Genomic DNA, 24,971 nt, shown 5'->3' with positions numbered 1-24,971 from the left:
GTACCTGCTATGTCTGCCAATACAATTACAACAACTGATATCACTAAAACTGAAGTGCCTGCAACCCTCGGCCGTATTCATTCATTTGAATCATGCGGAACGGTCGATGGTCCTGGGATCCGTTTCATTGTATTTTTCCAAGGTTGTTTAATGCGCTGCCTCTATTGCCATAACCGCGATACTTGGGACACTCACGGTGGCAACATCGTTACCGTCGAAGAATTAATGAAAGAGGCCGTTACCTATCGCCATTTTATGAATGCTACAGGTGGTGGTGTTACCGCCTCAGGCGGAGAAGCTATCTTACAAGCTGAATTTGTACGTGACTGGTTCCGTGCCTGTAAAAAAGAAAATATTCATACTTGCCTTGATACCAATGGATTCGTGCGCCGCTACGACCCAGTGATTGATGAACTGATGGATGTCACTGACTTAGTGATGTTAGATTTAAAGCAAATCGATGATGAAATTCATCAAAAATTAGTGGGTGTTTCTAACCATCGTACTTTGGAATTTGCTCGTTACCTTGCCAAACGTAACCAGAAAACTTGGGTACGCTATGTTGTCGTGCCAGGTTGGAGCGATGACGACCATTCGGTACATTTACTGGGTGAATTTACCAAAGATATGAAAAATATCGAGAAAATTGAATTACTCCCCTACCATGAACTCGGTAAACACAAATGGGAAACCATGGGTGAAGAATACAAACTAGATGGCGTTAGACCACCATCAAAAGAAGTGATGGAACGAGTTAAAAGTATTCTAGAAAGTTATGGTCATAAAGTGATGTACTAACCAATCTGAGGCTCTTTATAGAGCCTCAGCTTTATTTGAACAGTGCTAAATAGCCAATTATCTGAGTAACTGCCTTTTTATATCCTACCAGCCCAATACCAGCTAACTGAATATTTTTATATTTATGTTCTAATAATTCTTGCTGATATTAATTATATGTACAGCAAGATTGAGCAAGCAAACTAAAAAGTATATAGATAATTGTCTTATCACGATAAAAATATTTTATACAAGAAAATTTTAATCAAAAATACCTTACCAGAATAGTCTGCTTTATAATAAGCTAACTTATCTGCATACTACCGCCGATAAGTTACAAGAATGAGTATAAGCTCAAAAAACTTATTAATAATAATTAATCGCTAATTCACTACGACTAACAGGTTCCTTTTTTATTATGAATAATGAAAACTTCAGTGCAGATAACAACCCTGCACCTACAATTAATGCGCAAACTCAAGCTGATACATTTGTTTTTCACGCAGAACCGCGTGCAGTAGATGCAGGCGAAGGTGTTAACTGGATCAGCCAATCATGGTCTCTCGTTAAAGAAAAACTGGGAATGTGGATCTTGATTAACATTGTTCTGTTTGCTGTGATCTTTATCATTTCAATGATCCCATTCTTAAATTTATTAATTACATTTATTACACCTATTTTTATCGGTGGTATTATTGCTATCAGTGAAAATCAACGTAAAACAGGTCAAGCAGAAATCGGCTTATTATTTGCAGGCTTCCAAAATAAATTTGGTACCCTATTTGCCGTTGGAGCAATCAACTTTGCTGCTAACTTAGTAGGAATGATCATCGCATTTATTATCGGTGGTTCTGCAATGTTCGGTTTACTGATGGAAAGCAACCAATATGGTTCACCATCTGATGCAGCTATCCTTGCCTCTTCAGGTACATTCTTCTTTGCAATCATCATAATGGCCATTGCAGCATTAGTGGGTACAGCCTTAACTTGGTTTGCTCCTGCATTAGTGATGAACCATGATTTCACTGTTGGCGCTGCAATTTCTGCAAGCTTACAAGCCGTTAAGAAAAACATCCTGCCAGGTATTCTGTTCTTTATCGTTATCTCTATCTTAATGATAATTTCAGTTATTCCATTAGGTTTAGGTTTATTAGTTTCTATGCCAATTATGTATGTTTGCTATTACAGCAGCTACCGTAGCCTGTTTTTCTCACAAGTAAAATAGGTTCGAATAACGCTGTTATTCTGTCATTCTCTAAGGGAAAGCAAATGCTTTCCCTTTTTTTATTACGTTATTTAATAAGTTAAAAAAAACCGCAGCTATCACTAGCCGCGGTCTATATTTAGGTTAATGAGTAATTAACCGATAAACTCTAACCCTTTCATGTATGGGCGCAATACTTCTGGAACTTCAATACGGCCATCAGCTAATTGGTAGTTTTCTAAAATCGCCACCAATGTACGACCAACGGCTAAACCAGAACCATTCAGAGTATGAACAAGTTGTGTTTTCTTATCACTCTTACCGCGGAAGCGTGCTTGCATACGTCGTGCTTGGAAATCCCACATGTTTGAACAAGATGAAATTTCACGATATGTATTTTGTGCTGGTAACCACACTTCTAAGTCATAAGTTTTACGTGAACCAAAGCCAATATCACCGGTGCATAAAATCACTTTACGATAAGGTAAGTTCAGTAATTGCAACACTTTTTCAGCATGGCCAGTTAGCTCTTCCAGTGCATCCATAGATTTTTCTGGATGAACAATTTGCACTAACTCAACTTTGTCAAATTGATGCATACGGATCAAACCGCGTGTATCACGACCATAAGATCCCGCTTCAGAACGGAAGCAAGGCGTATGTGCCGTCATTTTCAGAGGAAGTGAATCTTCATCTAAAATTTCATCACGAACCAAGTTAGTCACAGGTACTTCAGCAGTTGGGATCAACGCATAAGTACTGCTGTCAGCTTCTTCTTCCAGTGGTTTAGTATGAAATAAATCTTCACCAAACTTTGGTAATTGGCCAGTTCCATACAGCGTGTCATGGTTGACTAAATACGGAACATACAACTCTTGGTAACCATGTTGTTCAGTATGCAAATCAAGCATGAATTGTGCCAATGCACGGTGCATGCGAGCAATTTGCCCTTTCATAACAACAAAACGTGCACCTGTCAGTTTTACCGCAGCTGGGAAATCTAAGCCACCAGATAACTCACCAAGACTGACATGGTCTTTAACTTCGAAATCATACTGACGAGGTTCACCCCAACGTGCAACCTCAACGTTGTCAGAATCATCTTTACCATCAGGTACTTGGTCATCTGGAATATTCGGGATACTTAAAGCAATATCACGGATTTCTTGTTGCAGCTTATCTAACTCCGCTTTTGCAGAATCCAATTTTTCGCCTAATTGGTTAACTTCCAGACGTAATGGTTCGATATCTTCACCACGAGCCTTCGCCGCACCAATAGTTTTCGATCGCGAGTTACGGTCTGCTTGCAGGGTTTCAGTTTCAACTTGTAAAACTTTACGGCGTTCTTCTAATTCACGCAGCTTTTCCACATCAAGGGTAAAACCCCTGCGAGCCAGTTTTTCAGCAACCGCGTCTAGCTCCGTACGCAGTAAATTGGGATCGAGCATGCTTATCCTGTGATTATTGTGAGTAATTAATGATACTTTTTGAGGTGCATTCCAGCACGACAAATAAAATAAAGTATTTCGCTATATAACCTTACCGCATTGCCCAGTTTAGCGATAGCGTTTTGTGGTGCTAATTTGATCCTGTTGGGCTAACCAGTCTAGTTTTTCAGCAAACTTGCTTTCTTGACCCCGTTTTGTCGGGTAATAATAACGTGTTGTTTGCATCGCTTCAGGGAAATAGTTTTCCCCTGCCGCATAAGCGTTGGGTTCATCATGCGCATAGCGATATTCTTTCCCTGCCCCCATCTCTTTTAATAGTTTAGTTGGGGCATTTCGAAGATGTTCCGGCACATCGTAATCTGGCTGCATTTGTGCATCTTTAATCGCTGCTTTATAGGCGGTATACACAGCGTTACTTTTCGGCGCACAAGCTAAATAAACAATGGCTTGAGCAATCGCCCTCTCGCCCTCCGCGGGCCCTACTCGCGTAAAACAATCCCACGCTGAAATAGCCACTTGCATCGCCCGGGGGTCTGCATTCCCCACATCTTCTGATGCAATGGCAAGCAATCGGCGAGCAACATACAGTGGATCCCCCCCCGCAGTGATGATCCTTGCAAACCAGTACAGTGCGGCATCTGGTGCTGAGCCCCTAATAGACTTATGCAAAGCAGAAATTAAGTCGTAATAGCGGTCGCCTTTGTTATCAAACCGAGCAGTACGCTCACCACTAACCTCTTTTAATAAATCCGTGGTTAAAACGCGCTGCCCTTGAGTGTCAGCTTCGGCCATATCTGCCATCATTTCCAGCAGATTTAATGAACGCCTAGCATCCCCATTAACCAACTGAGCGACCATTTTACGTGTGCTATCGGGTAGAACAATATTTTGCCCACCAAGGCCACGAGAGGCGTCAGCCAGTGCTTGCAACAATACCTGTTCAATATCATTCTCTTCAAGAGATTTAAGCAAATACACCCTAGCACGTGATAACAATGCAGAGTTTAATTCAAATGATGGGTTTTCTGTTGTCGCACCTATAAAGGTGATCGTGCCATCTTCTATATGCGGTAAAAATGCATCTTGCTGGCTTTTATTAAAACGATGAACCTCATCCACAAATAAAATGGTTCTTCGCCCTGCACTACGATTTTGCCGAGCTTTTTCAATAGATTCTCGAATCTCTTTAATACCAGAGGTGACTGCTGAAATACGTTCAATATCGGCTTGTGCATAATGACCAATAATTTCAGCAAGCGTTGTTTTACCTGTTCCTGGCGGTCCCCATAAAATCATGGAGTGCAGATGACCCGCTTTAATCGCACGTGGCAACGGTTTCCCCTCTGCCAATAAATGCTTTTGCCCAATATATTGCTCAAGGGTTTCAGGCCGCATTCTTGCTGCTAAAGGTTGAAATTCATTCTGCGAAAAATCAAGAGACAGGTTACCCACTATATCCTCTTTTTTACCACTTAAAATATCTTATTTATTAACCAACAAGCACGACTGTTGCTGGCTAATATTTTCTCTAATCAAGCTTATTTTGCGTTTGAGCGCTGGTCATCTAAAGTGACGCCTTTTGGTACTGTAAATTTGAATTTACTTGCATCAACGCGACCATTTTTCTGCTCTTTTAATTGATAAGCACTCGTTTGGCCATCTTGCTCAACTGCTGAAAATTGCTCAATCGTCCCTTCGGGAGAAACCGTAATCGAGAAACGCTTTAAAGTTCCACTAGTTTGCTTTGGTTTTAAATCAAACGTATTTCCCTGCTGAATGATTGAGTACTGTTTCCAATCTTTCGGGTCGTTACGCGTAATCAGTAAAAATGGCGTATCCTGCGTGGCATCCGCTAAGTTAGTCACGGTCACTTGTTCTACGAACGGGTTATAAAACCACAAGTTTTTTCCATCTGACACAAGTACACTTTCATCCGGTGATGTCATGTTCCAATTAAATAAATTTGGCCGCTCAAGCCATAAATCCCCAACACCTTCTTGAATCAAATCACCTTCTGGGCTCGTCACCTTTTGTGAAAAGCTAGCTTGAAAGCTATTGACCTTATTTAAACGTTCTTGAAGGTCTTGGCTTGCGTCCGCAAATACTTGGCCAATATGTAAACTCAGGGCTAACGCACCCAATAACATCATTTTTTTCATCGATGAAAGACCTTAAAATTATTACCATAAGAGGTGTTACGTCTTTATACACCCCTTAAATTAAACCAGCAATTAGCACACTAAAATTATTAATGTCCCATTGACGGAGGTGCAAGAACTTCACGGTTACCATTGTGCCCTTGCTCACTGACAATACCTTGGATTTCCATTTGCTCAACAATTCTTGCAGCTCGGTTATAGCCTATCCTGAATTGACGTTGGACCCCAGAAATGGAAACGCGTTGTTTCTCAACAACAAATTCAACTGCTTGGTCGAATAGTGGGTCGAGCTCTTCGCCGCCACTATCGTAACCACCACCTTCGCTATCATCGCTACAGGTGGTAATGCTATCAATATATTGTGGTTTACCGCGAGCTTTCCAATCATTCACAACCGCATGAACCTCTTGGTCACGAACAAATGCACCGTGTACCCGCACAGGTATTGAAGAGTTAGGTGGCAAATACAGCATATCCCCCATACCAAGTAAAGACTCCGCGCCGCCTTGGTCAAGGATCGTGCGTGAGTCAATCTTACTGGATACCGTAAAAGCAATTCGCGTTGGAATATTCGCTTTGATTAACCCTGTAATAATATCAACCGATGGCCGTTGAGTTGCCAATACCAAGTGAATGCCTGCTGCACGCGCTTTTTGTGCTAATCGTGCAATTAACTCTTCCACTTTTTTACCCGCTGTCATCATCAAATCAGCAAACTCATCGACCATGACGACAATGTAAGGTTCTTTTTTCAACATTGGATGTTCGACATCCATGCTATCTCCGGGTTTCCAATGTGGATCAGGGATTGGCCGCCCCATTTCTTCTGCCGCTTTGATGCGCTCGTTATAACCCGCGAGGTTACGTACCCCTAACGCAGACATCAATTTATAACGACGTTCCATTTCATTCACACACCAACGCAAGGCATTTGCTGCGTCTTTCATGTCAGTAACCACTTCCGTCAATAGATGTGGGATACCTTCATAAATGGATAATTCGAGCATTTTTGGGTCAATCATGATAAAGCGGACATCTTCGGGTTTCGCTTTATACAAGATACTGAGGATCATCGCATTCACCCCAACAGACTTACCAGAGCCCGTTGTCCCTGCAACGAGTAAGTGCGGCATTTTCGCTAAATCAGCAACGACAGGATCGCCTTCAATATCTTTACCTAGTACGATTGTCAGTGGAGACGAATTTTTACGGAAGTCATCACAATCTAAAACTTCACTTAAATAAACGGTTTGCCGTTTCTCATTAGGAAGTTCAAGACCCACATATGGTTTACCTGGTATCACCTCGACAACGCGTACTGCTACGGTTGATAATGAACGAGCAAGGTCACGTGACAATGTGGATATCCGCGCTGCTTTTACTCCTGGTGCTAAATCAAGTTCAAACCGAGTAATGACAGGCCCTGGAGAGAACCCAACGACTTCAGCTTTAACACGATAATCATTTAGCCTTGCTTCAATCAGCCTTGCTGTTTGTTCTAGTTTGAACATATCCACTGGCTCTTCTTGCGCTGGTGGACTAGCCAGTAAATCAAGAGATGGCATTGGCGTTGTAGGTTTTGGTAATGGTTGATCATTACGCACTAAGAACGGGTGGAATAAGCTATCTTGCTGTGGCTGCTGTGGCTGCTGTGGCTGCTGTGGCTGCACAAAAGTTTGCGCTACGGATGGTGAGCTGCCAAGCCCTTCTACAACATTATTTTGTGGAACCTCCGGTGGAACGGAAGTCGCACTAAATGACGGCATAAATAATGGGTCAGCAGGCTCATTGTCAACCAAATCATCAACAGGGGTAAAGCTATCCAGTACAGAGAACTCTTTGCTTAAATCAATCTTAGGCTCAAAGTCGTCTTGTTCTTGGGAAGAATGTGCTTGTGTAAACTGCGGCTGATAGCCGTTATCCACAGTTGTTGGGGCTTCTTCAGGCTCTGGAATAGTATGAATATTATTGGATAATGGTGACGTCGACGCCCAGCGATGTTCAATCGCTGGCTGCGTAAATGCACTGGCTTTATTTTCTGCCATTGGCTCATTTTGCCATTGGTTTTCATCAGAATATCCGCTATTTAACGGCGCCTCATAATCAGTTTCATCAACGTCACCATAACGTTCGCGTTGCTGTTCTAAAAACTGCGCTCGTAGTAATTCGTCTTGTTGCGCTTCATCATCAATTGCAGGTTCGTCAACTTCACTCGTAGACCACTGCTGATATACCTGCTCACGTTTAGAAGCCTCTTCTTCACGCCGTTGTAGTTCTGCATCACGTAACGAAGGAATGCGAATGCCATATAATTCACGACGCGTCGGTAAGCGAACAGGATTAGGTCGCGGAAGCTCTGGCTCCATATTTTGTTTAACTTGGGCATGGCGCTCCAGTGCCGCGACTGAAATACCCGCAGCCGCTAATGCTGCAGGATTAGAAACCCTTTCAGTAACAGATGACGGAATAATGTTTTGCGTGATATTTGAAGGATCAAGTGATGGCACTGATGTCGCCTGTGGTTCAAATGCCGCTTGATTAACAGATGTTACCTGATTATTCGAATACTTTGGAGAAGCGATGTTATCCTGTTTTTGAGGCTCTGTTTGTTGATTATGATGAACACCAAACATCGATTCTTCTGGTGCAACATACGCAGACGATTGAACTAACGGCTCATTCGCTGTTTCTGAAGCTGTTTCTGATATTGCGTCAAAACCAGCGCTGAGCTTAGGTTGGTAATCTTCTGGTACTTCAAAATGATATGTACTCGGTTCATCAACTGTCGAGAAAGTGGGTACTGGATCTTGTTCTAATTCATTTTGATTGACCGAAGGGATTGGACTTTCTGGCGCTGTAATCGCTTCGCTCGTCACTTTTTCCGTTGTTGGGGCGACTTCTGTGACTAATTCCGTCACTGTGGGGGCGGAAAATAAAACATCATCTACATCAAGATGTTCTAGATCATCATTGGCTCTGTGTTCCGCTTCTTGCGCACGCTGTAAAGCCCCTTCAGTTTCTTCAACATCGTAATCATAATCATCTAAATCGTCTCCCCTTGCTCGATTTGTTAGCAACGTGATCGGGAGAAGAACGGCAGCACCAATTTTTTCTGCAATGGTAAGCCATGACCACCCAGTAAACAGCGTAAAGCTTATCGCCCATAAAAACAGTAATGCTAAAGTGGCACCTAATGAATTGAACCACGGCATAATTGCACTACTAAATACGCTGCCAATCACACCGCCAGAGGCGAAGTTAGGCAAGTCGTCAAAATTGAGAGCCGCGAGACCACAAGAGGATAAAATAAGTGCTAGCCCACCAATTAATCTTAATGATAAAGAGAAAAAGTCAATATATCGGCGTTGACTTTCATATTGGAAAATCGCCCAACACCCTAAAAGCAATAATGGAGGGATTGCAAATGCAAGAATACCAAAAGCAGAGAAAAGGATATCTGCACTCCATGAACCAACACTCCCTCCTAGATTCTGTACAGGGGCATTCCAAGTCGTTTGTGACCAGCTTGGATCAGAAGGGCTGAAGCTCAATAAAGCCACCATTAAGAAGAGAGCGCTCAAGCATATTGCGAGCAAAATAACCTCTAATAGCCGTCTTCCGCTACTTAGTTTTTTAAATTTGATATGTTTATCTTCTGTATATTCTTGGCTCATTATTGTTTCTTTGCTAACTGATGTTCTTGACTAACTTAGATTTATTCTACCATTAAACCCCTGACTCTGCCTGCTTTACAACGACTAAGGGAAATCAGGGCCTCACCAAAGCACTAAGATGCAGTATTCCATCTAATGTATGATGATTCAATTTCTATTTCTCGTCAAAAATCCTAAATATTTATAGCTTTAGAATCAATAAATTGGAAATAAAATTTATCAATTGCTAAGTAATTGACGTAAAACACAATAGAAAGTTTTAGATAGCAACCAATTGAAGCTATTAAACAACAAAATACGGCGTTTTGATAAAGCAACAGATGAGGTGAGAAAAACGGAACAACGCTGAGTAAACTCAGCGTTGAAACTGCAGTGCGGCAACAAAGCTGAAATGCTGTGCTGAATTGAGGTTAAAAAAGCAATAATTAGCGAGTTTTGATCACTAAACGATTGCTTTGTTTAACTTCTTCCATAACGACATAGGTGCGAGTATCGTTCACGCCTGGTAAACGTAACAGAGTTTCACCTAAAAGTTTACGATATGCGGACATATCAGGCACACGCGTTTTCAACAAGTAGTCAAAGTCACCAGAAACTAAGTGACATTCTTGAATTTCTTCCAGTTTTTGAACTGCAGTGTTGAATTGCTCAAACACATCTGCAGCGCCACGGTTGAGTGTAATCTCAACAAATACAAGCAAAGATGCATCTAAGTAGTGTGGGTTTAATAACGCCGTATAGCCAGAGATAAATCCTTGTCTCTCAAGACGACGTACACGCTCTAAACAAGGTGTTGGTGATAGCCCCACTCGTTTAGATAATTCTACGTTAGAAATTCGCCCGTCTTTTTGTAGCTCGTTTAATATATTCCTGTCGATACGGTCAAGGTCTTTGCCAGGACGCTTTTTATTGTCAATCATCTCTTTATCTCTCTTTCTCTAATTGTTATTTTCTACATCTTAAAATAAGCACCTTAGCCACCACCTTTATTCATTTAGGAATTTGTGTTCAGGAGCAAATTTTATTCATAATGCTGAAGTTAGTGTGAATGTAAGTATCACCCACAATTTTTACTTGTCTTTTAAATTTGTAAGTAGTGTAAAGTTAATCTTCCAATAAGAACAAAAATGCGCCATTTCCATTTATCCGCTAGATAATTAACTCTTACACTGATGTTTTCGCAAATGCGCAGCCGATTGTCAAAGCAAATGAATAAAAATCAGTACAAGATTTCGCTTTTTTTTCCAGTAAAACGTTTCGCAGCCTTAATTCAAGATAATTCCTAAAAATTGTGATGCGTGACACAAGTAACTTTTTGTTACATTTTATAGGCATTACCTATTGATAAAATAAGCTAAATAAAACTAACTTATACTTAAACCACTTTTGTTAGTCTCTTATTTCTCCTACAATCTTGTAAATGCTTTTTAGATTAAAGAGGAATTCATGAGCACAACAACACATCGCAAGTTAATCATTCTTGGTTCTGGCCCTGCGGGCTATACTGCAGCAGTTTATGCCGCACGTGCAAACTTAAACCCAGCTTTGATTACTGGGGTGGAAAAAGGCGGTCAATTGACCACCACAACTGACGTTGAAAACTGGCCTGGTGACCCAGAAGGTTTAACTGGTCCAGGGCTTATGGAACGCATGCATGAGCACGCAGCAAAATTTGAAACCGAAATCATTTCTGACCATATCCAAAAAGTGGACTTAAAACAACGTCCTTTCCGTTTAATTGGCGATGAAAATGAATATACCTGTGACGCTTTGATTATTGCAACAGGGGCTTCCGCGCGTTATATCGGTCTGCCTTCAGAAGAAGCGTTCAAAGGCCGTGGCGTTTCAGCTTGTGCAACCTGTGATGGTTTTTTCTATCGTAACCAAAAAGTCGCTGTCGTTGGCGGTGGAAACACAGCGGTAGAAGAAGCATTGTATCTTTCTAATATCGCTTCAGAAGTGCATCTTATTCATCGTCGTGATAGTTTCCGTGCAGAAAAAATCCTTATCAATCGTTTAATGGATAAAGTTGAAAACGGTAATATTATTCTGCATACAGACCGTACATTAAATGAAGTATTAGGTGATGATATGGGCGTAACCGGTGTGCGTTTAGAGTGTACTAAAACACATACAACTGAAGATATCCCTGTCATGGGGGCGTTTATTGCCATCGGCCACAGCCCAAATACAGGCATCTTTGCAGGGCAACTAGATTTAGATAACGGTTATATTAAAGTACAATCTGGCACCCAAGGTAATGCAACTCAAACCTCTGTTGAAGGTGTGTTTGCTGCAGGTGATGTCATGGACCATATATACCGCCAAGCAATTACGTCTGCGGGCACAGGTTGTATGGCAGCCTTAGATGCCGAACGTTATCTAGATGGTTTAGCATCTAAATAACCATTAATGGCTATGATTTAAATAGGCTTCAAATTTTAATCATTTGAAGCCTATTTTATTATTTTAAATACCAATCTTAACTATTAGTTTTACATATATTTTTAAGAGCAAATTTATACTGAACTTCTTTAATACTGCCTATACTGTTTTTGCATAACATTAATTAATACAATGTATGGGCAACACATAGAACGTGATGCCATCGCGGTTATTTTTCTTTTACTATTGTCTTACTTTCCGCGATCCAAGACATCGTCTTCGCAGCCAATTAAGCACCGCCATATACCTCACTATTTTGCTCACAATTTTTGTTCCTTATGCAATAAGCGACCTAATTACTCATGTAAAATCCGCCATTTTTTTCTCAACATTATGGTTAATAATAGACCTTGTTCTTAATTCTAATTAAAAATGCTGGCGGCTTAACATTCTTTGTTAAGCCGTCTTTTCATTAAGTAAAAATACAGTAACATCCCAATATTATTACATATCAATCTCTACTGAAATATTAAATTTACCTTTACAAAACAATTTTATAACAAAACACAAATCACTTTAAATAACCCACTTTTATTATGCAACATATGGTGACGAAGCTGTTATGATGTAGCCTAATACTCGAATTTATGGGTAAGATCAAAAACGCAGATTTCCTTATAATTACCCAATGCGTGACTCGATCAAAAAGTTATCGTTCTCATGCGGTTTAAAACAGCCCTGCTGAATTAACGCATGGTAAAAGCAACGTTAGGTTGGTACTTCCTAACTATACTCAATGACATTAAAACTACACCTGCTAACTAAATCATTATGGATAAATCAAGACAGACTGAATTGGTACGTTGGTTAAAACAACACAGTGCCCCTGCCAAGCGCTGGTTGCGGATCTCTATGTTACTAGGCATTTTGAGCGGATTACTGATTATTGCTCAAGCCTGGTTCTTAGCTGTTATCTTACAAGCATTGATTATGGATAACGTTCCTCGAGAACAGCTATTAACCCCTTTTATGCTTTTGATCTGCGTTTTCGTCTTACGCGCAATTGTCACTTATATACGAGAACGTGTTGGCTTTCGTTGTGGCCAAGTTGTACGCCAAGAAATACGCACCATGGTACTCGATAAACTTCAAGAAGTTGGCCCTGTGTGGGTAAAAGGTAAGCCTGCGGGCAGTTGGGCTACGATTATTCTTGAACAAATTGAAGACATGCAAGATTACTATTCACGCTATCTTCCCCAAATGTATTTAGCTGGGATCATCCCCATTATGATCCTGATTGCTATTTTCCCATTTAACTGGGCGGCCGCCCTTATTTTATTTGTCACTGCCCCGCTGATCCCGATTTTTATGGCATTAGTCGGCTTAGGTGCGGCAGACGCTAACCGTCGTAATTTTATTGCATTAGGCCGTTTAAGTGGCAGTTTTCTTGATAGGTTACGAGGCCTAGATACCTTACGGTTATTTTTTCGTGAAAAAGCAGAAATTAAGCAAATTCGCGAGTCAACAGAGGATTTTCGTTCCAGAACAATGGAAGTACTCAGAATGGCATTTCTGTCTTCAGGCGTACTTGAGTTTTTTGCGTCAATTTCGATTGCTGTTGTTGCCGTCTATTTTGGATTTTCCTATCTTGGCGAAATGAACTTTGGTAGCTATGGTTTGCCTGTCACACTGTTTGCTGGTTTTCTTGCACTGATACTTTCGCCAGAGTTTTTCCAACCATTGCGTGATCTTGGTACGTACTACCACGCCAAAGCGCAAGCTGTTGGTGCCGCTGAAACACTCGAAACGTTATTAAGCAGTGATGGAGAACAAAGCGCTCAACAAGGCACCCAAACTCTGAGCGATGAGGCTATCTATATTCAAGCTAAACAGTTAGAAATTTTATCCCATGACGGTGTACGCCTTGCAGGGCCGTTAGATTTCAATATTGAACCACAACAGCGTATTGCCATTGTGGGCCAAAGTGGCGCAGGAAAAAGCTCATTACTGAATTTATTGTTAGGTTTTTTACCTTATCGCGGCTCTATCACCGTAAATGGTATTGAACTTCGTGAATTATGCCCTGATAAATGGCGTGAATTACTGGGTTGGGTTGGGCAAAACCCTCACCTTCCAGAGCAAACACTGGTTGAAAACATCTGTTTAGGCAAGCCAAATGCTACAGAGGCAGAAATTCAACAGGCTATTGATAATGCCTATGTTTCCGAATTCTTAGCCCATTTGCCTGACGGTCTAAATACCAAACTCGGTGACTATGCTGCCCGTCTTTCAGTCGGCCAAGCTCAGCGAGTTGCCGTTGCTCGAACCCTGTTGAAACCCTCTCGTATGCTACTTTTAGATGAGCCCGCCGCAAGCTTAGACTCCCACAGTGAGCAACGTGTCATGCAGGCACTTAACCAGCTATCAAGCCAGCAAACGACCCTCTTAGTCACCCATTTACTGGAAGAAACCCTTGATTACGACCAAATTTGGGTAATGGCTAATGGGCAAATCATTCAACAAGGTAATTACACACAATTGAGTCAGTCAGAAGGCACTTTTGCCCAGTTACTTGCCCACCGCAGTGAGGAGCTTTGATAATGAAAATTTTATTACCTTTCTTAGCCCTTTACCGCCGCCATTGGTTTTTAATTACGTTAGGCATCATATTAGCAATTGTGACCTTACTGGCGAGTATTGGTTTACTTACCCTTTCCGGTTGGTTTTTAGCTGGAACCGCAATTGCGGGGTTTCCGGGTATTTATTATTTTAATTACATGTTACCCGCGGCGGGTGTCCGTGGTGCTGCGATTTTTCGTACCGCAGGCCGTTATGGAGAACGCTTAGTTAGCCACGATGCGACCTTTAAGGTGCTTGCTCATTTACGAGTTTTTGCTTTTAGTAAAGTATTGCCCCTTTCGCCGGGTGGAATCAGTCGTTTTCGCCAAGGGGAGTTACTCAATCGTCTGGTCGCTGACGTAGAGACCCTAGATCACCTCTATTTACGTGTATTATCGCCGATCGTTACGGCCTTTTTTGTTACCTTTGTCCTTATTTTTGGTTTAAGTTATCTTGACCCTCGTCTTGCGTGGACTCTTGGTGGCATCATGCTGTTTTTACTGTTTACCATGCCATTTATATTTTATCGTGCAGGAAAGCCCATTGGCCGTGAGCTAACCGAATTGCGTGGAAGTTATCGCACTATTTTAACCTCGGCACTGCAAGGACAAGCTGAGTTAACATTATTTAGTGCCACAGAACGTTTTCGCCAAAATTTGCTTAACATTGAAAAAAAATGGCAAGTACGCCAACAGCAGCAAGCGGCACTCACTGGGTTATCTCAAGCCATTATTTTGTTTGCCTCTGGGATCACTGCAACACTGCTCCTTTGGATGGCAGCTGAACATGTAGGGGGCGATACTAAACCGGGGGCACTGATTGCTTTATTTGTTTTCTGTGCGTTGGCCGCTTTCGAAGCATTAGGCCCTGTTGCTGTTGCCTTCCAACATATGGGGCAAGTGATTGCGTCTGCGACCCGCGTTTCTCAGTTAATGACCGCGAAACCTGAGGTGACGTTCCCAAGTGAAAGTCCATCAATCGCAACATTAGAAAAACTGACTGTCGATAATATTTCATTTACCTACCCAGAACAGCCATTTGCTGTTCTTCACAATGTGTCTTTAACGTTAAATAAAGGCCAACACCTTGCTTTATTAGGTAAAACGGGCTGCGGTAAATCAACGCTACTCCAATTATTAACCCGTGCTTGGGATGTCGATAGCGGCAGTATTTACTTAAATGACACGCCTATTAACGAATTTAGCGAAAAATCGTTACGTAATATGATGTCTGTTGTGCCACAACGGGTTCATGTCTTTAGTGATACATTACGCAATAATTTATTACTCGCCAATGAACAAGCGTCTGATGTCGAATTAAACGAAGTATTACAGCAAGTTGGCTTAGGTAATTTATTAGAAAACGAATTAAAGCTTAATGCGTGGATGGGTGAAGGCGGTAGACAACTTTCTGGAGGGGAACAACGCCGCTTAGGCATTGCTCGTGCGCTGTTACATAACACACCATTAATTCTAATGGATGAACCAACAGAAGGGCTTGATGCACAAACTGAACAACAGATTTTAGCGCTACTCAAAGAAAAATGTGCTGATAAGACATTAATTGTCATTACTCACCGTATGCAGGGCTTAGAGGAAATGGATAACATTTGTGTGATGGATAATGGTAAAATCATCGAACAAGGTACCCATAAAGCGCTGTTAGCTATGCAAGGCCAGTATTATCAGTTCCGCCAGCGCCACTGGGCACAGCAACCGCTCTGAGGCATATATGTACCAATTAGATGATGACTCCTATTTATTCCCTCCTGTGTCTGAAGCGATGCGGGAGCCCAATGGCTTATTAGCGATTGGCGGAGATCTTTCATCAAAAAGGCTGCAAGCTGCTTATTATGATGGTATCTTTCCTTGGTTTAATCCTGGAGAGATGCCTTTATGGTGGTCTCCAGACCCTAGAGCCGTACTCATGGTTGGTGAACTCCATATTAGCCGGTCAATGAAGAAAGTTTTAAAAAAGCAGACTTATCGCATTACTGTTAACCATGCATTCAAGCAAGTTATTGCAGCTTGTTCTATACGCCAAGAAGGCACATGGATTTTACCCGAAGTTCAAGATGGGTATTTAGCACTACACCAAGCAGGTATGGCGCATTCCATTGAAGCTTGGTATGGCGATAAACTCGTTGGAGGCCTGTATGGCGTGAACATGGGGCACCTGTTTTGTGGGGAATCTATGTTTAGCAGAATGAATGATGCATCTAAATTTGCTTTTATTACATTCTATTTTCATTTTTTGCGCTATAATGGGCAGCTTTTTGATTGTCAGGTACTTAACCACCATACTGCCTCGATGGGCGCGAAAGAGATATCCCGTAGGGATTTTTTACATATTCTTTACCGGTGGCGTGACAAAGCGATTGACCCCGCCTGCTGGTTACCGCAATCGATTGAAATACCGCCAATTTTCGAGTAACGAATATTGGTTTTATAGTAAATTTATACCCTCATGTAAAAATAAAGCTCGCGTTAAAATGCGACATTTCTTTACTTAGTGTGGGTTTTTGGGCATTATCTTGCCCGTTAAAAATCACGGTTATTAAACTTAGAGGATTAGATGGCCAAAGAAGACAATATTGAAATGCAGGGCACAGTTTTAGATACCCTGCCAAACACAATGTTCCGTGTTGAACTGGAAAACGGTCACGTGGTGACTGCTCATATTTCTGGAAAAATGCGTAAAAACTATATCCGCATCCTGACAGGCGACAAGGTAACTGTAGAGTTAACACCTTATGACCTGAGCAAAGGCCGAATCATTTTCCGTAGCCGTTGATATTCTCTTCAGGCAAGGCCTGACAACCACAGGTGCATTGATACACCTGTGGTCTATTCGTCAGAATACCGCATCCTCCGGAGAGGCCTTGTGCACGCTACTGAAGTTGTATGTCAGTGTGTTACTTTTTTCATCAAGCCCGATACTTACAGAGCCACCATTCGTTAATGAACCAAATAGCAGCTCGTTTGCTAATGGTTTTTTCAGGTTGTCCTGAATGGTGCGAGCCATAGGTCGGGCACCCATTGCTTTATCATAGCCTTTCTCACACAACCAGCGGCGAGCCGCGGCGCTAACTTCAATTGATACACCCTTTTCATCAAGTTGTACTTGTAATTCCACTATAAATTTATCAACGACCTGCGTAATAATTTCTGGGGTTAATGCGTTAAACCAAATGATGCCATCAAGGCGGTTACGAAACTCTGGTGAGAACGCCTTTTTGATCTCAGACATCGCATCAGTGCTATTATCTTGCTCTGCAAAGCCAATAGAACGACGCTGAGTTTCTTGTACCCCTGCATTAGTTGTCATTACCACAACAACATTACGGAAATCCGCCTTACGGCCGTTGTTATCCGTTAAAGTACCGTGATCCATGACCTGCAATAGGATATTAAACACATCAGGATGGGCTTTTTCGATTTCATCCAGCAACACCACTGAATGCGGGTGTTTAATAACGGCATCCGTCAGTAAGCCACCCTGATCAAACCCAACATAGCCAGGAGGCGCGCCAATTAAGCGGCTAACCGTGTGACGCTCCATATATTCAGACATATCAAATCGCAGCAATTTGATATCCAACGCTTTCGCTAACTGGACGGTCACTTCGGTTTTACCTACCCCCGTCGGCCCAGCAAATAAGAAAGAGCCCACCGGTTTATTTTCTAACCCTAGACCTGCCCGATTCATTTTGATAGCTTCAGACAACGAATCTATCGCTTTGTCTTGCCCAAAAACTAACATTTTCAAACGTGAATCAAGTGTCTTGAGCTTGTCTTTATCGCTGGAAGATACGGTTTTTTCAGGGATGCGAGCGATACGTGCCACGACAGTTTCAATTTCAGGCACGCCAATGGTTTTTTTACGCTTACTCGGTGCAACCAGTCGCGTTCGTGCCCCTGCTTCATCAATCACGTCAATGGCTTTATCTGGCAAATGCCTATCAGTGATATATTTAATAGATAAATCTACCGCTGCTTGAATTGCTTTTGCGGTATAACGCACATCATGGTGCGCTTCATACTTAGGTTTTAACCCATTGATGATACGAATTGTTTCTTCTGGTGTTGGCTCTACAATATCAATTTTCTGGAAACGACGCGCCAGCGCTCTGTCTTTCTCAAAAATACTGCCGAATTCTTGGTATGTTGTTGAACCAATAACACGAATGCGCCCGCTTGATAGTAATGGCTTAATTAAGTTAGCCGCGTCAACTTGCCCGCCAGATGCTGCTCCTGCACCGATGATCGTGTGAATTTCATCAATAAATAAAATGCTTTTTGGATCTTTTTCCAGCATTTTCAGTAATGCTTTGAAGCGTTTCTCAAAGTCACCACGGTATTTGGTTCCTGCCAGTAATGAACCAATATCTAATGAATAAATTGTGCAGCCTTTCATGACGTCAGGTACGTCATCTTGCTCAATACGCCACGCTAACCCTTCGGCAATAGCCGTTTTACCAACACCTGATTCACCAACTAATAATGGGTTATTTTTACGACGGCGACACAGTACTTGAATCGTACGCTCTAATTCGGCCTGACGCCCTACCAGCGGGTCGATATTCCCCTTCTTGGCCTGTTGGTTCAGGTTAGTCGTAAAGTTGTCCATATGGTCTTCAGAGACCGGCTGTTCTTCATTTTGCACGCTATTAGAGGAGATATCTTGTTCTGGTGACGACTCTTCGCCTTTTATCGTGCCATGAGAAATATAATTAACCACATCTAAGCGGCTAACATCATGTTTCCGTAATAAGTACGCAGCTTGGGACTCTTGCTCACTAAAAATCGCCACTAATACATTTGCACCGCTGACTTCGTTGCGCCCAGAGGATTGCACATGAAAAACAGCGCGCTGTAATACACGCTGAAAACTCAACGTAGGCTGGGTGTCTCTGCTATCATTTTCGGGTAACAAAGGTGTAGTTTGCGCGATGAAGTGTTCAAGTTCTTGACGTAATGCAACAAGATCAACCTTACAAGCATCTAAAGCTTCGCGCGCAGAGATATTACTCAGTAACGCCAGCAATAGGTGCTCTACAGTCATAAACTCATGGCGACTGTCTTTCGCTTTCGTAAAAGCTACGTTTAAACTAAGCTCTAGTTCTTGATTGAGCATAAGCACCTCCCAAAATTGATATTAAGCCAAGTTAGACTTTCTCTATAGTGCAAAGCAAAGGGTACTCATGTTCACGAGCAAAAATATTGACTTGCGCCGCTTTAGTTTCAGCAACCTCTGCAGTAAAAATTCCACAAACTCCCTTTCCTTGAATATGGACATCTAACATTATCTGTGTAGCGCGTTCTTCATCAAAAGAAAAGTATTTTTGTAACACTTCAACAACAAAATCCATCGGCGTGTAATCGTCATTATTTAATAGCACCTTATACATCGATGGCGGCTGTAAGGTTTGCTCTATTTCATCTTTAAAAACGACGTCAGTTTTAAATGTGCCTAGAAAATCACTCATTACTTTCTTGCTCAGTATTTAACTTCAATTTAAGCATAGTCTTTATTATCAACGATTTCTATCAATCATATTGATAGCGTCATAAAACTATACCATTTAGTAACTATGATATTTTTTGTTTATATTGCATCAAATGACAGTGTAGCATGGGAATCATCTTTGCTTCCATGATTAGCAATCTGTGAGCCATATCAAATATTACAAAAAATGAGCGTTATTGATTAGAGAATTCTTAACACTTTACACTAATTCCTGAACCTCACCTCTTGACCTTAGAAGGCAATTTATTACAGTATGTTTTACGAACAAACGATACAGTATTTATACTTATCTCTCGTATGTTTTTTTATATATTATTCTAAACGCAAACATAGTTCTAAACGCAGACATAGTTCTAAACGCAAATATTGGTAAATTTGAAGGATGAAATATGGAGACAGGTATCGTTAAGTGGTTCAATAACGCAAAAGGCTTCGGCTTTATTTGCCCAGCTGATGGCGGAGAAGATATTTTTGCACATTATTCCTGCATCCAAATGGACGGTTACAGGACACTAAAAGCAGGCCAAAAAGTTCAGTTCAGTTTAACTATTGGGCCCAAAGGCAACCACGCTGAGCTTATTATCCCTATTGGAGTTGAAGACAATTCCGCTAATAGCAGCGAATCGAGCTAAGCTTATACTCAATAGAGCACAGTTAATTATTTCAATTACATTGATTAGTACAATAATTAACTGTGGCTATTCTCTGCAATGACTAAGTACGATTACCCGCGGTTTGTAGGTGACGCATATCACCATACAGTGCCGTTAATAATGTATATTGTTCAACATCATAAAATGCACACTGATTCGCGGTAAACTCTTTCGCAACTTCTATCATAAATTTCACAGTACTCGCAATATCAACTTCATGACTAGCCCCTGTAGAGCAACCTGGCACCACGGTCTCTGTACAGATAGCGACACCAACCACGGGTGCAGACGTAGATACTGCAGGTTGTAATATACTGTTGATGTGATGTAGGCCATTACCATATGGCGTGATATCTTGAATTGATAGTGGGAATGTCACTGCTTTTTGACCACTACTCCACTCCATCAAGCGAATTAAATCCTCTGATACCGGTAAAATATAACCATTTTTTACCGTTGGCGATAGCGCATACCCTTTATGATTAAGTAAACGATTTCCCTTCGTGGTATCTACTGACAAAATAGCATCCGCTTCTGGGATCGCCTCATGTTGATTCATCGTGGCATCATCAAGAGGTGAATCCATGAAATCAACAGGCGTGTGCGGGCGTGTTGGCGCATTTGGGCAGATATGGGTCGTGATCACCACATCACCGAGTAATCGGTCACCCTTTTCATGCATTTGTGCCAATTTAAGCGCTGTTGCAAGTGCGGCAATCGCACCATCTGCATCAGAAACAACACCAATACGAGAAGGCCTGGCGCCTATTCCACCTAAGCGCCCAATGATCCCGAGTGTCGGAGCTTCTTTATGTTGTGATTTACCTTGTGTTCCTGGAATAAGGATGCGAACAAAATCACTTTGCCCTTTATGATCCTTAACCGTTTTAGATATAACTTCAATGTGTGGAAAATCTTGGAACAATGCAACAATGTCTTCACCTTTAACACTAGCGCAATCGATTAGCTCATATACGCAAAGAGTTTGTTTTAGACTCATTGTACTTCCTTTAATTTTTTTTATGGGAGTGAAGAGCTACTCAGGGGTTAACTCGCCTAAAATAGCGAGTTAACCCCATTTCGCTCTAGATGAAACCTCACGTAATCGAGGCCCCATTTTTCCTGATGAAGGCGTATTCACGCACTTAAAATACTCATAATATAAATATTTATAATTTACTGCTTACTTCTACTACCTACTTCTTACTACTGTTTACTTTTATGAACAAAATCAGCTTATGACTTATTTATGCTTTTTTGCAACCAATATGGGTCACCCACCATACAACCAAGATAGGCGGCTTTATGGCAAAGACTTATAGATAACTGTGCTTTGACCTCATCATTCATTTGTGTTGCAGGTAAACTTAAGCACAAGGCATACAACGTATTTTGCGCTGGGTCGAAAACCGTGCTTGATATTGACGCGACGCCAGCAACAGATTCATCCGTCGAAAATTCCCAGCCACGCTCAGCCACGAGGTCCAAACGCTCAACTAATTTAACTCGTGCTTTCTCTTCTTTTAGTTCACGTTCAATAATTTTTGACCGTTCATTTGGCGATAACCTTGCTAATAACGCACGCCCTGTTGAAGTCCCCAATATGGGTAACCGCGTACCCGGCTGAGTGATCACTTGCAGCATGCTATTACCAAAGCGCGCATGAACGACACGAACCATATCATCATCAAGTGCCGACACATAACTGGTAAACCCGCTATCTTTCGCAAGTTCATCAAGTGCTTCAAGCATCATATCGATTAATGGATTCATTCCTCTGGCCCGATGCGCTAATTCCATAATCAGCAAACCCGGGCGATATATCGGTGCATTGTTTTTCTTTTCAAGTAACCCAAGCTCAGCCATTTGCTTTAATAGACGAGAAGCAGAACTTTTAGGCATACCTAACTCATTAACTAATGTTGTTACCGTCAGCTCATTCCCTGAACGCAGGAATAATTGGTAAACATCAACAACGCTAGATAAAATACTCATGACCCTAAACCTTGGGTTAATACACGATAACTTTGTGGCTTTCTGTCTCGCAGATAAGGCACATTTAAGCGCGTATGGGCTTGGTTTAAAAAATCAACCTCGCCGATTAATAGCTCCTCACCTTCACAGCCCGCTTCACAAAGTACTTGGCCGCGAGGACCTAAAAGCTTGCTACCACCAAATAAATGCAGGTCTTCTTCATAACCCCAACGGTTCACTGCAAGTAAGTGGGTTCCATTTTCTAATGCTCGACAGGCGCTGTTAATATCCCAGACATCTCGGTCTTGAACACACCAAGCTGAAGGCGCTAATAATAATTCCGCGCCTTGTAATGTTAAAATTCGTGCGACTTCAGGAAAACCCATGTCATAACAAATCATGACACCGATTTTACCAATGGGGGTTTCAAACACAGGGAAACTATCACCTCGTCCAAACCACTGTTTCTCTATACCAAAGGCATGAACTTTACGAAAAACGCCACTAATACCATCACACCCAGGGTTCCAAACACCGACAGAGTTATAGATATCACCTAAATATTCACCGCGTTCAACAAAACCGCTAACAATGGTGATATTTAAACGAGTAGCAAGTTCGCTAAATAACGTATAAGTTTCACTTCCGATGGAATCGCTTAAATCCCACAACTTGGTAGTCAACAAGTCACCACGGTAACCCGTTGTCGCCAGTTCAGGGAAACAAATCAATTTTGCCCCTGAATCCGCAGCTTGCTGGCACAACTGTGCCATACGTTGCAAATTATTTGTTTTATTGCCAAGTTCTGAATCAAACTGAGCCAGAGCAACTTTAACTTTTGTACCTGACATGGTTTAATCCTTAATCTAAATGAGACACTTTGCGAAAGTGTACCGTTTCAACACCTTTGGCTTTCGCCTGCCAGCGCATTCCTATCCAATAAGCGACCGCGCCAGTAATTAAAGAGTTAAGTGCAGGAATGCCATAGTCAGCGTGCAGTGGACCTAACTCTGATGTCCCCCACCCAACCAGCACTGCAATGACCCACACGATTAGTGTTACAGGGTTATATGCTTCACAGCTCGGCGGTAATATTCCTTGCTCTCGAGTGAGATCTAACTCTTTACGGTCACGTTTTAACAGATAATAATCAACAACCATAATCCCTGCGACAGGTGGGATCGCTATTCCTAAATAGATCAAGAATCCAATAAAGTTATCTAAGATCCCTAACATTGAAGCGATAGTCCCAAAAATGCCAATCACCCAAGTTAAATAACGACGATCAAAACGCTTATTAAAGATGGCATTTAACAGTGTTGAAAAACCTAACGACGATGAATACAGATTGATATCATTCATTTTTATTGTCGAAAAGATAACAATCGATGCGCCTAATAGGCCCGTCAGTGCCATCATTAAATCAAATACTTGACTCGTCCGTAATGATAACGCCATCAATACAGCTATCATATTGACCAGTAACTCACCAAAAAATGTGCCAATGAGCGTCATCCAAAACACATCTTTAGGCCCTTTCATAAAGCGGCTGATATCGGGTGTTGTGACGGCTGCAATAATAAAACCGCCAGCAACCATTGTAATGGCCGCAGGCATAGTCATTAATGGCCCGGCGGGTTCAGTGTCATTGATAAGCGTACCAATATCTTGACCTGATAATAAATTATATGTCGCCCAGCCTAACGCGAATAAAAATAGCGGCGTTGAGATATTGGCAGTAATAGATAAAAATCGATACCCATATACTGTTATAACCGTCACCGCAATACCTGTAATAAGTGACCAAGTCCCTGGTGTTAGCACATTAGTCGCTTTATACATTCCATCCGCAAAGAAACCATTTTGTACGCCAAACCAGCCCATTAAGGAGATAGCAATCGCGCCACCAATGAGAGCTGAGCCTAACTTACCAAAACCCGCCCACCGAGACAGTAGGCTGATCGACATTCCTTCACGGCATGCAGCCGCTCCAAGCCCCCAGCTGACAACCTGTAAAATTACAGAGCCAAGCATTGTTGCCCAAAACGCCTGCCAAAAAGTTAACCCATAACCAAGAGCCGCACCTAGCATAACTTGTGAAACACAAGCTAGTGCACCTATTCGTAGAATTAACACTTCATAAAACGGCCTACGAGCACTTTGAGGCACCCGAGCCAAAGAATAATCTTCACCTGCTTTATTCGCCATATTGCACCTACTGTGTGGTTGTCTTTGCTTAGTTTTTTTACTGGCTTTATTATAAGTTCCATTATATGGAACTAGGTTTCATTTATTCTACAGGGCAAATCATATCCATGATCGATACCAATTCGCAAGCAGAATTTATCTTTTCAGACAGTTTTTTATTATGAAATATTTTAAGAAACGAGGGAATATATAGATTAAAAAAAATATTATTAGAAAATTAAGGAGTTAAAAATAACGTATTTAATTAGCAGAATTTAATTGAGGAACTCAGTTCCAATAAATGGAACTACTCTTGAGTAGATATTTCTTCAAGTTAGCATTTAATATCTTCTCTCATCTTC

At 41.6% G+C, this 24,971-nt stretch carries 19 protein-coding genes; 8 read left to right on the top strand and 11 right to left on the bottom strand.

The features are described 5' to 3' along the window. Positions 1 to 9: 9 nt before the first annotated feature. On the top strand, positions 10 to 798 hold the full coding sequence (gene pflA, locus M0M83_RS06425; RefSeq protein ID WP_125892478.1) for a pyruvate formate lyase 1-activating protein: 789 nt from the start codon (positions 10 to 12) through the stop codon (positions 796 to 798). A gap of 397 nt (positions 799 to 1,195) precedes the next feature. Further along, positions 1,196 to 2,002: a BPSS1780 family membrane protein gene (locus M0M83_RS06420; RefSeq protein WP_125892476.1), complete on the top strand. Its 807-nt coding sequence runs from the start codon at positions 1,196 to 1,198 to the stop codon at positions 2,000 to 2,002. A 134-nt stretch (positions 2,003 to 2,136) separates the two neighbouring features. Here the strand turns inward: M0M83_RS06420 and serS are convergent, their stop codons facing one another. From serS to lrp, 5 genes are all read right to left on the bottom strand, one after another. After that, entirely contained in the window at positions 2,137 to 3,429 is a 1,293-nt protein-coding gene (gene serS, locus M0M83_RS06415) for a serine--tRNA ligase (protein WP_004256329.1), read from the bottom strand. A gap of 108 nt (positions 3,430 to 3,537) precedes the next feature. Next, complete coding sequence (locus tag M0M83_RS06410; RefSeq protein WP_125892474.1) at positions 3,538 to 4,881, bottom strand: replication-associated recombination protein A; 1,344 nt, start codon at positions 4,879 to 4,881, stop codon at positions 3,538 to 3,540. Positions 4,882 to 4,967: 86 nt separating this feature from the next. Further along, complete coding sequence (gene lolA, locus M0M83_RS06405; protein ID WP_125892472.1) at positions 4,968 to 5,588, bottom strand: outer membrane lipoprotein chaperone LolA; 621 nt, start codon at positions 5,586 to 5,588, stop codon at positions 4,968 to 4,970. An 89-nt stretch (positions 5,589 to 5,677) separates the two neighbouring features. Next, positions 5,678 to 9,262 (bottom strand): DNA translocase FtsK 4TM domain-containing protein, encoded by a 3,585-nt coding sequence (locus M0M83_RS06400; protein WP_248467884.1) that lies wholly within the window; start codon positions 9,260 to 9,262, stop codon positions 5,678 to 5,680. 425 nt (positions 9,263 to 9,687) lie between these two features. Beyond that, positions 9,688 to 10,182 (bottom strand): leucine-responsive transcriptional regulator Lrp, encoded by a 495-nt coding sequence (gene lrp / locus M0M83_RS06395; protein WP_004256338.1) that lies wholly within the window; start codon positions 10,180 to 10,182, stop codon positions 9,688 to 9,690. A gap of 526 nt (positions 10,183 to 10,708) precedes the next feature. Between lrp and trxB the strand changes: the two genes are divergently transcribed. The 5 genes from trxB to infA all read left to right on the top strand — a co-directional run bounded on the left by trxB (position 10,709) and on the right by infA (position 17,059). Further along, positions 10,709 to 11,668: a thioredoxin-disulfide reductase gene (trxB, locus tag M0M83_RS06390; RefSeq protein ID WP_125893222.1), complete on the top strand. Its 960-nt coding sequence runs from the start codon at positions 10,709 to 10,711 to the stop codon at positions 11,666 to 11,668. A gap of 810 nt (positions 11,669 to 12,478) precedes the next feature. Continuing rightward, a complete protein-coding gene (cydD, locus tag M0M83_RS06385) occupies positions 12,479 to 14,245 on the top strand; it encodes a heme ABC transporter permease/ATP-binding protein CydD (RefSeq protein ID WP_248467882.1) in 1,767 nt (588 codons plus the stop codon). Positions 14,246 to 14,247: 2 nt separating this feature from the next. Beyond that, positions 14,248 to 15,990 carry a heme ABC transporter ATP-binding protein/permease CydC gene (gene cydC, locus M0M83_RS06380; protein WP_125893226.1) on the top strand — a complete coding sequence of 581 codons (1,743 nt, stop codon included), beginning with the start codon at positions 14,248 to 14,250 and terminating at the stop codon, positions 15,988 to 15,990. 7 nt (positions 15,991 to 15,997) lie between these two features. Continuing rightward, positions 15,998 to 16,699, top strand: coding sequence for a leucyl/phenylalanyl-tRNA--protein transferase (gene aat / locus M0M83_RS06375; protein ID WP_125893228.1), 702 nt, complete (start codon positions 15,998 to 16,000; stop codon positions 16,697 to 16,699). 141 nt (positions 16,700 to 16,840) lie between these two features. Further along, positions 16,841 to 17,059 (top strand): translation initiation factor IF-1, encoded by a 219-nt coding sequence (gene infA, locus M0M83_RS06370; protein WP_004244560.1) that lies wholly within the window; start codon positions 16,841 to 16,843, stop codon positions 17,057 to 17,059. A gap of 60 nt (positions 17,060 to 17,119) precedes the next feature. Here the strand turns inward: infA and clpA are convergent, their stop codons facing one another. Then, entirely contained in the window at positions 17,120 to 19,402 is a 2,283-nt protein-coding gene (gene clpA / locus M0M83_RS06365) for an ATP-dependent Clp protease ATP-binding subunit ClpA (RefSeq protein ID WP_125893230.1), read from the bottom strand. Positions 19,403 to 19,433: 31 nt separating this feature from the next. Next, positions 19,434 to 19,754, bottom strand: coding sequence for an ATP-dependent Clp protease adapter ClpS (gene clpS / locus M0M83_RS06360; RefSeq protein ID WP_125893232.1), 321 nt, complete (start codon positions 19,752 to 19,754; stop codon positions 19,434 to 19,436). 430 nt (positions 19,755 to 20,184) lie between these two features. Between clpS and cspD the strand changes: the two genes are divergently transcribed. Then, complete coding sequence (gene cspD, locus M0M83_RS06355; protein WP_125893234.1) at positions 20,185 to 20,427, top strand: cold shock domain-containing protein CspD; 243 nt, start codon at positions 20,185 to 20,187, stop codon at positions 20,425 to 20,427. A gap of 82 nt (positions 20,428 to 20,509) precedes the next feature. Here cspD and M0M83_RS06350 read toward each other — a convergent pair whose 3' ends face one another. The 4 genes from M0M83_RS06350 to M0M83_RS06335 form a co-directional block, all read right to left on the bottom strand. Further along, entirely contained in the window at positions 20,510 to 21,448 is a 939-nt protein-coding gene (locus M0M83_RS06350; RefSeq protein WP_248467880.1) for a DUF1177 domain-containing protein, read from the bottom strand. Positions 21,449 to 21,684: 236 nt separating this feature from the next. Beyond that, positions 21,685 to 22,443, bottom strand: coding sequence for an IclR family transcriptional regulator (locus M0M83_RS06345; protein ID WP_125893237.1), 759 nt, complete (start codon positions 22,441 to 22,443; stop codon positions 21,685 to 21,687). Next, positions 22,440 to 23,273, bottom strand: coding sequence for a nitrilase-related carbon-nitrogen hydrolase (locus M0M83_RS06340; protein ID WP_213913497.1), 834 nt, complete (start codon positions 23,271 to 23,273; stop codon positions 22,440 to 22,442). Before M0M83_RS06340 ends, M0M83_RS06345 begins: the two co-directional genes overlap by 4 nt. A gap of 10 nt (positions 23,274 to 23,283) precedes the next feature. Further along, complete coding sequence (locus tag M0M83_RS06335; RefSeq protein ID WP_213913496.1) at positions 23,284 to 24,630, bottom strand: purine-cytosine permease family protein; 1,347 nt, start codon at positions 24,628 to 24,630, stop codon at positions 23,284 to 23,286. Positions 24,631 to 24,971: the final 341 nt, after the last annotated feature.

This window comes from Providencia rettgeri, from assembly GCF_023205015.1.
Classification (GTDB): domain Bacteria; phylum Pseudomonadota; class Gammaproteobacteria; order Enterobacterales; family Enterobacteriaceae; genus Providencia; species Providencia rettgeri_E.
This window is presented reverse-complemented; position numbering and strand designations above follow the sequence as displayed.

Coding starts and splice junctions, on each gene's coding strand:
- pflA (WP_125892478.1), top strand. CDS start 10: ATGTCTGCCAATACAATTACAACAACTGATATCACTAAAACTGAAGTG.
- M0M83_RS06420 (WP_125892476.1), top strand. CDS start 1,196: ATGAATAATGAAAACTTCAGTGCAGATAACAACCCTGCACCTACAATT.
- serS (WP_004256329.1), bottom strand. CDS start 3,429: ATGCTCGATCCCAATTTACTGCGTACGGAGCTAGACGCGGTTGCTGAA.
- lolA (WP_125892472.1), bottom strand. CDS start 5,588: ATGAAAAAAATGATGTTATTGGGTGCGTTAGCCCTGAGTTTACATATT.
- M0M83_RS06400 (WP_248467884.1), bottom strand. CDS start 9,262: ATGAGCCAAGAATATACAGAAGATAAACATATCAAATTTAAAAAACTA.
- lrp (WP_004256338.1), bottom strand. CDS start 10,182: ATGATTGACAATAAAAAGCGTCCTGGCAAAGACCTTGACCGTATCGAC.
- trxB (WP_125893222.1), top strand. CDS start 10,709: ATGAGCACAACAACACATCGCAAGTTAATCATTCTTGGTTCTGGCCCT.
- cydD (WP_248467882.1), top strand. CDS start 12,479: ATGGATAAATCAAGACAGACTGAATTGGTACGTTGGTTAAAACAACAC.
- cydC (WP_125893226.1), top strand. CDS start 14,248: ATGAAAATTTTATTACCTTTCTTAGCCCTTTACCGCCGCCATTGGTTT.
- aat (WP_125893228.1), top strand. CDS start 15,998: ATGTACCAATTAGATGATGACTCCTATTTATTCCCTCCTGTGTCTGAA.
- infA (WP_004244560.1), top strand. CDS start 16,841: ATGGCCAAAGAAGACAATATTGAAATGCAGGGCACAGTTTTAGATACC.
- clpA (WP_125893230.1), bottom strand. CDS start 19,402: ATGCTCAATCAAGAACTAGAGCTTAGTTTAAACGTAGCTTTTACGAAA.
- clpS (WP_125893232.1), bottom strand. CDS start 19,754: ATGAGTGATTTTCTAGGCACATTTAAAACTGACGTCGTTTTTAAAGAT.
- cspD (WP_125893234.1), top strand. CDS start 20,185: ATGGAGACAGGTATCGTTAAGTGGTTCAATAACGCAAAAGGCTTCGGC.
- M0M83_RS06350 (WP_248467880.1), bottom strand. CDS start 21,448: ATGAGTCTAAAACAAACTCTTTGCGTATATGAGCTAATCGATTGCGCT.
- M0M83_RS06345 (WP_125893237.1), bottom strand. CDS start 22,443: ATGAGTATTTTATCTAGCGTTGTTGATGTTTACCAATTATTCCTGCGT.
- M0M83_RS06340 (WP_213913497.1), bottom strand. CDS start 23,273: ATGTCAGGTACAAAAGTTAAAGTTGCTCTGGCTCAGTTTGATTCAGAA.
- M0M83_RS06335 (WP_213913496.1), bottom strand. CDS start 24,630: ATGGCGAATAAAGCAGGTGAAGATTATTCTTTGGCTCGGGTGCCTCAA.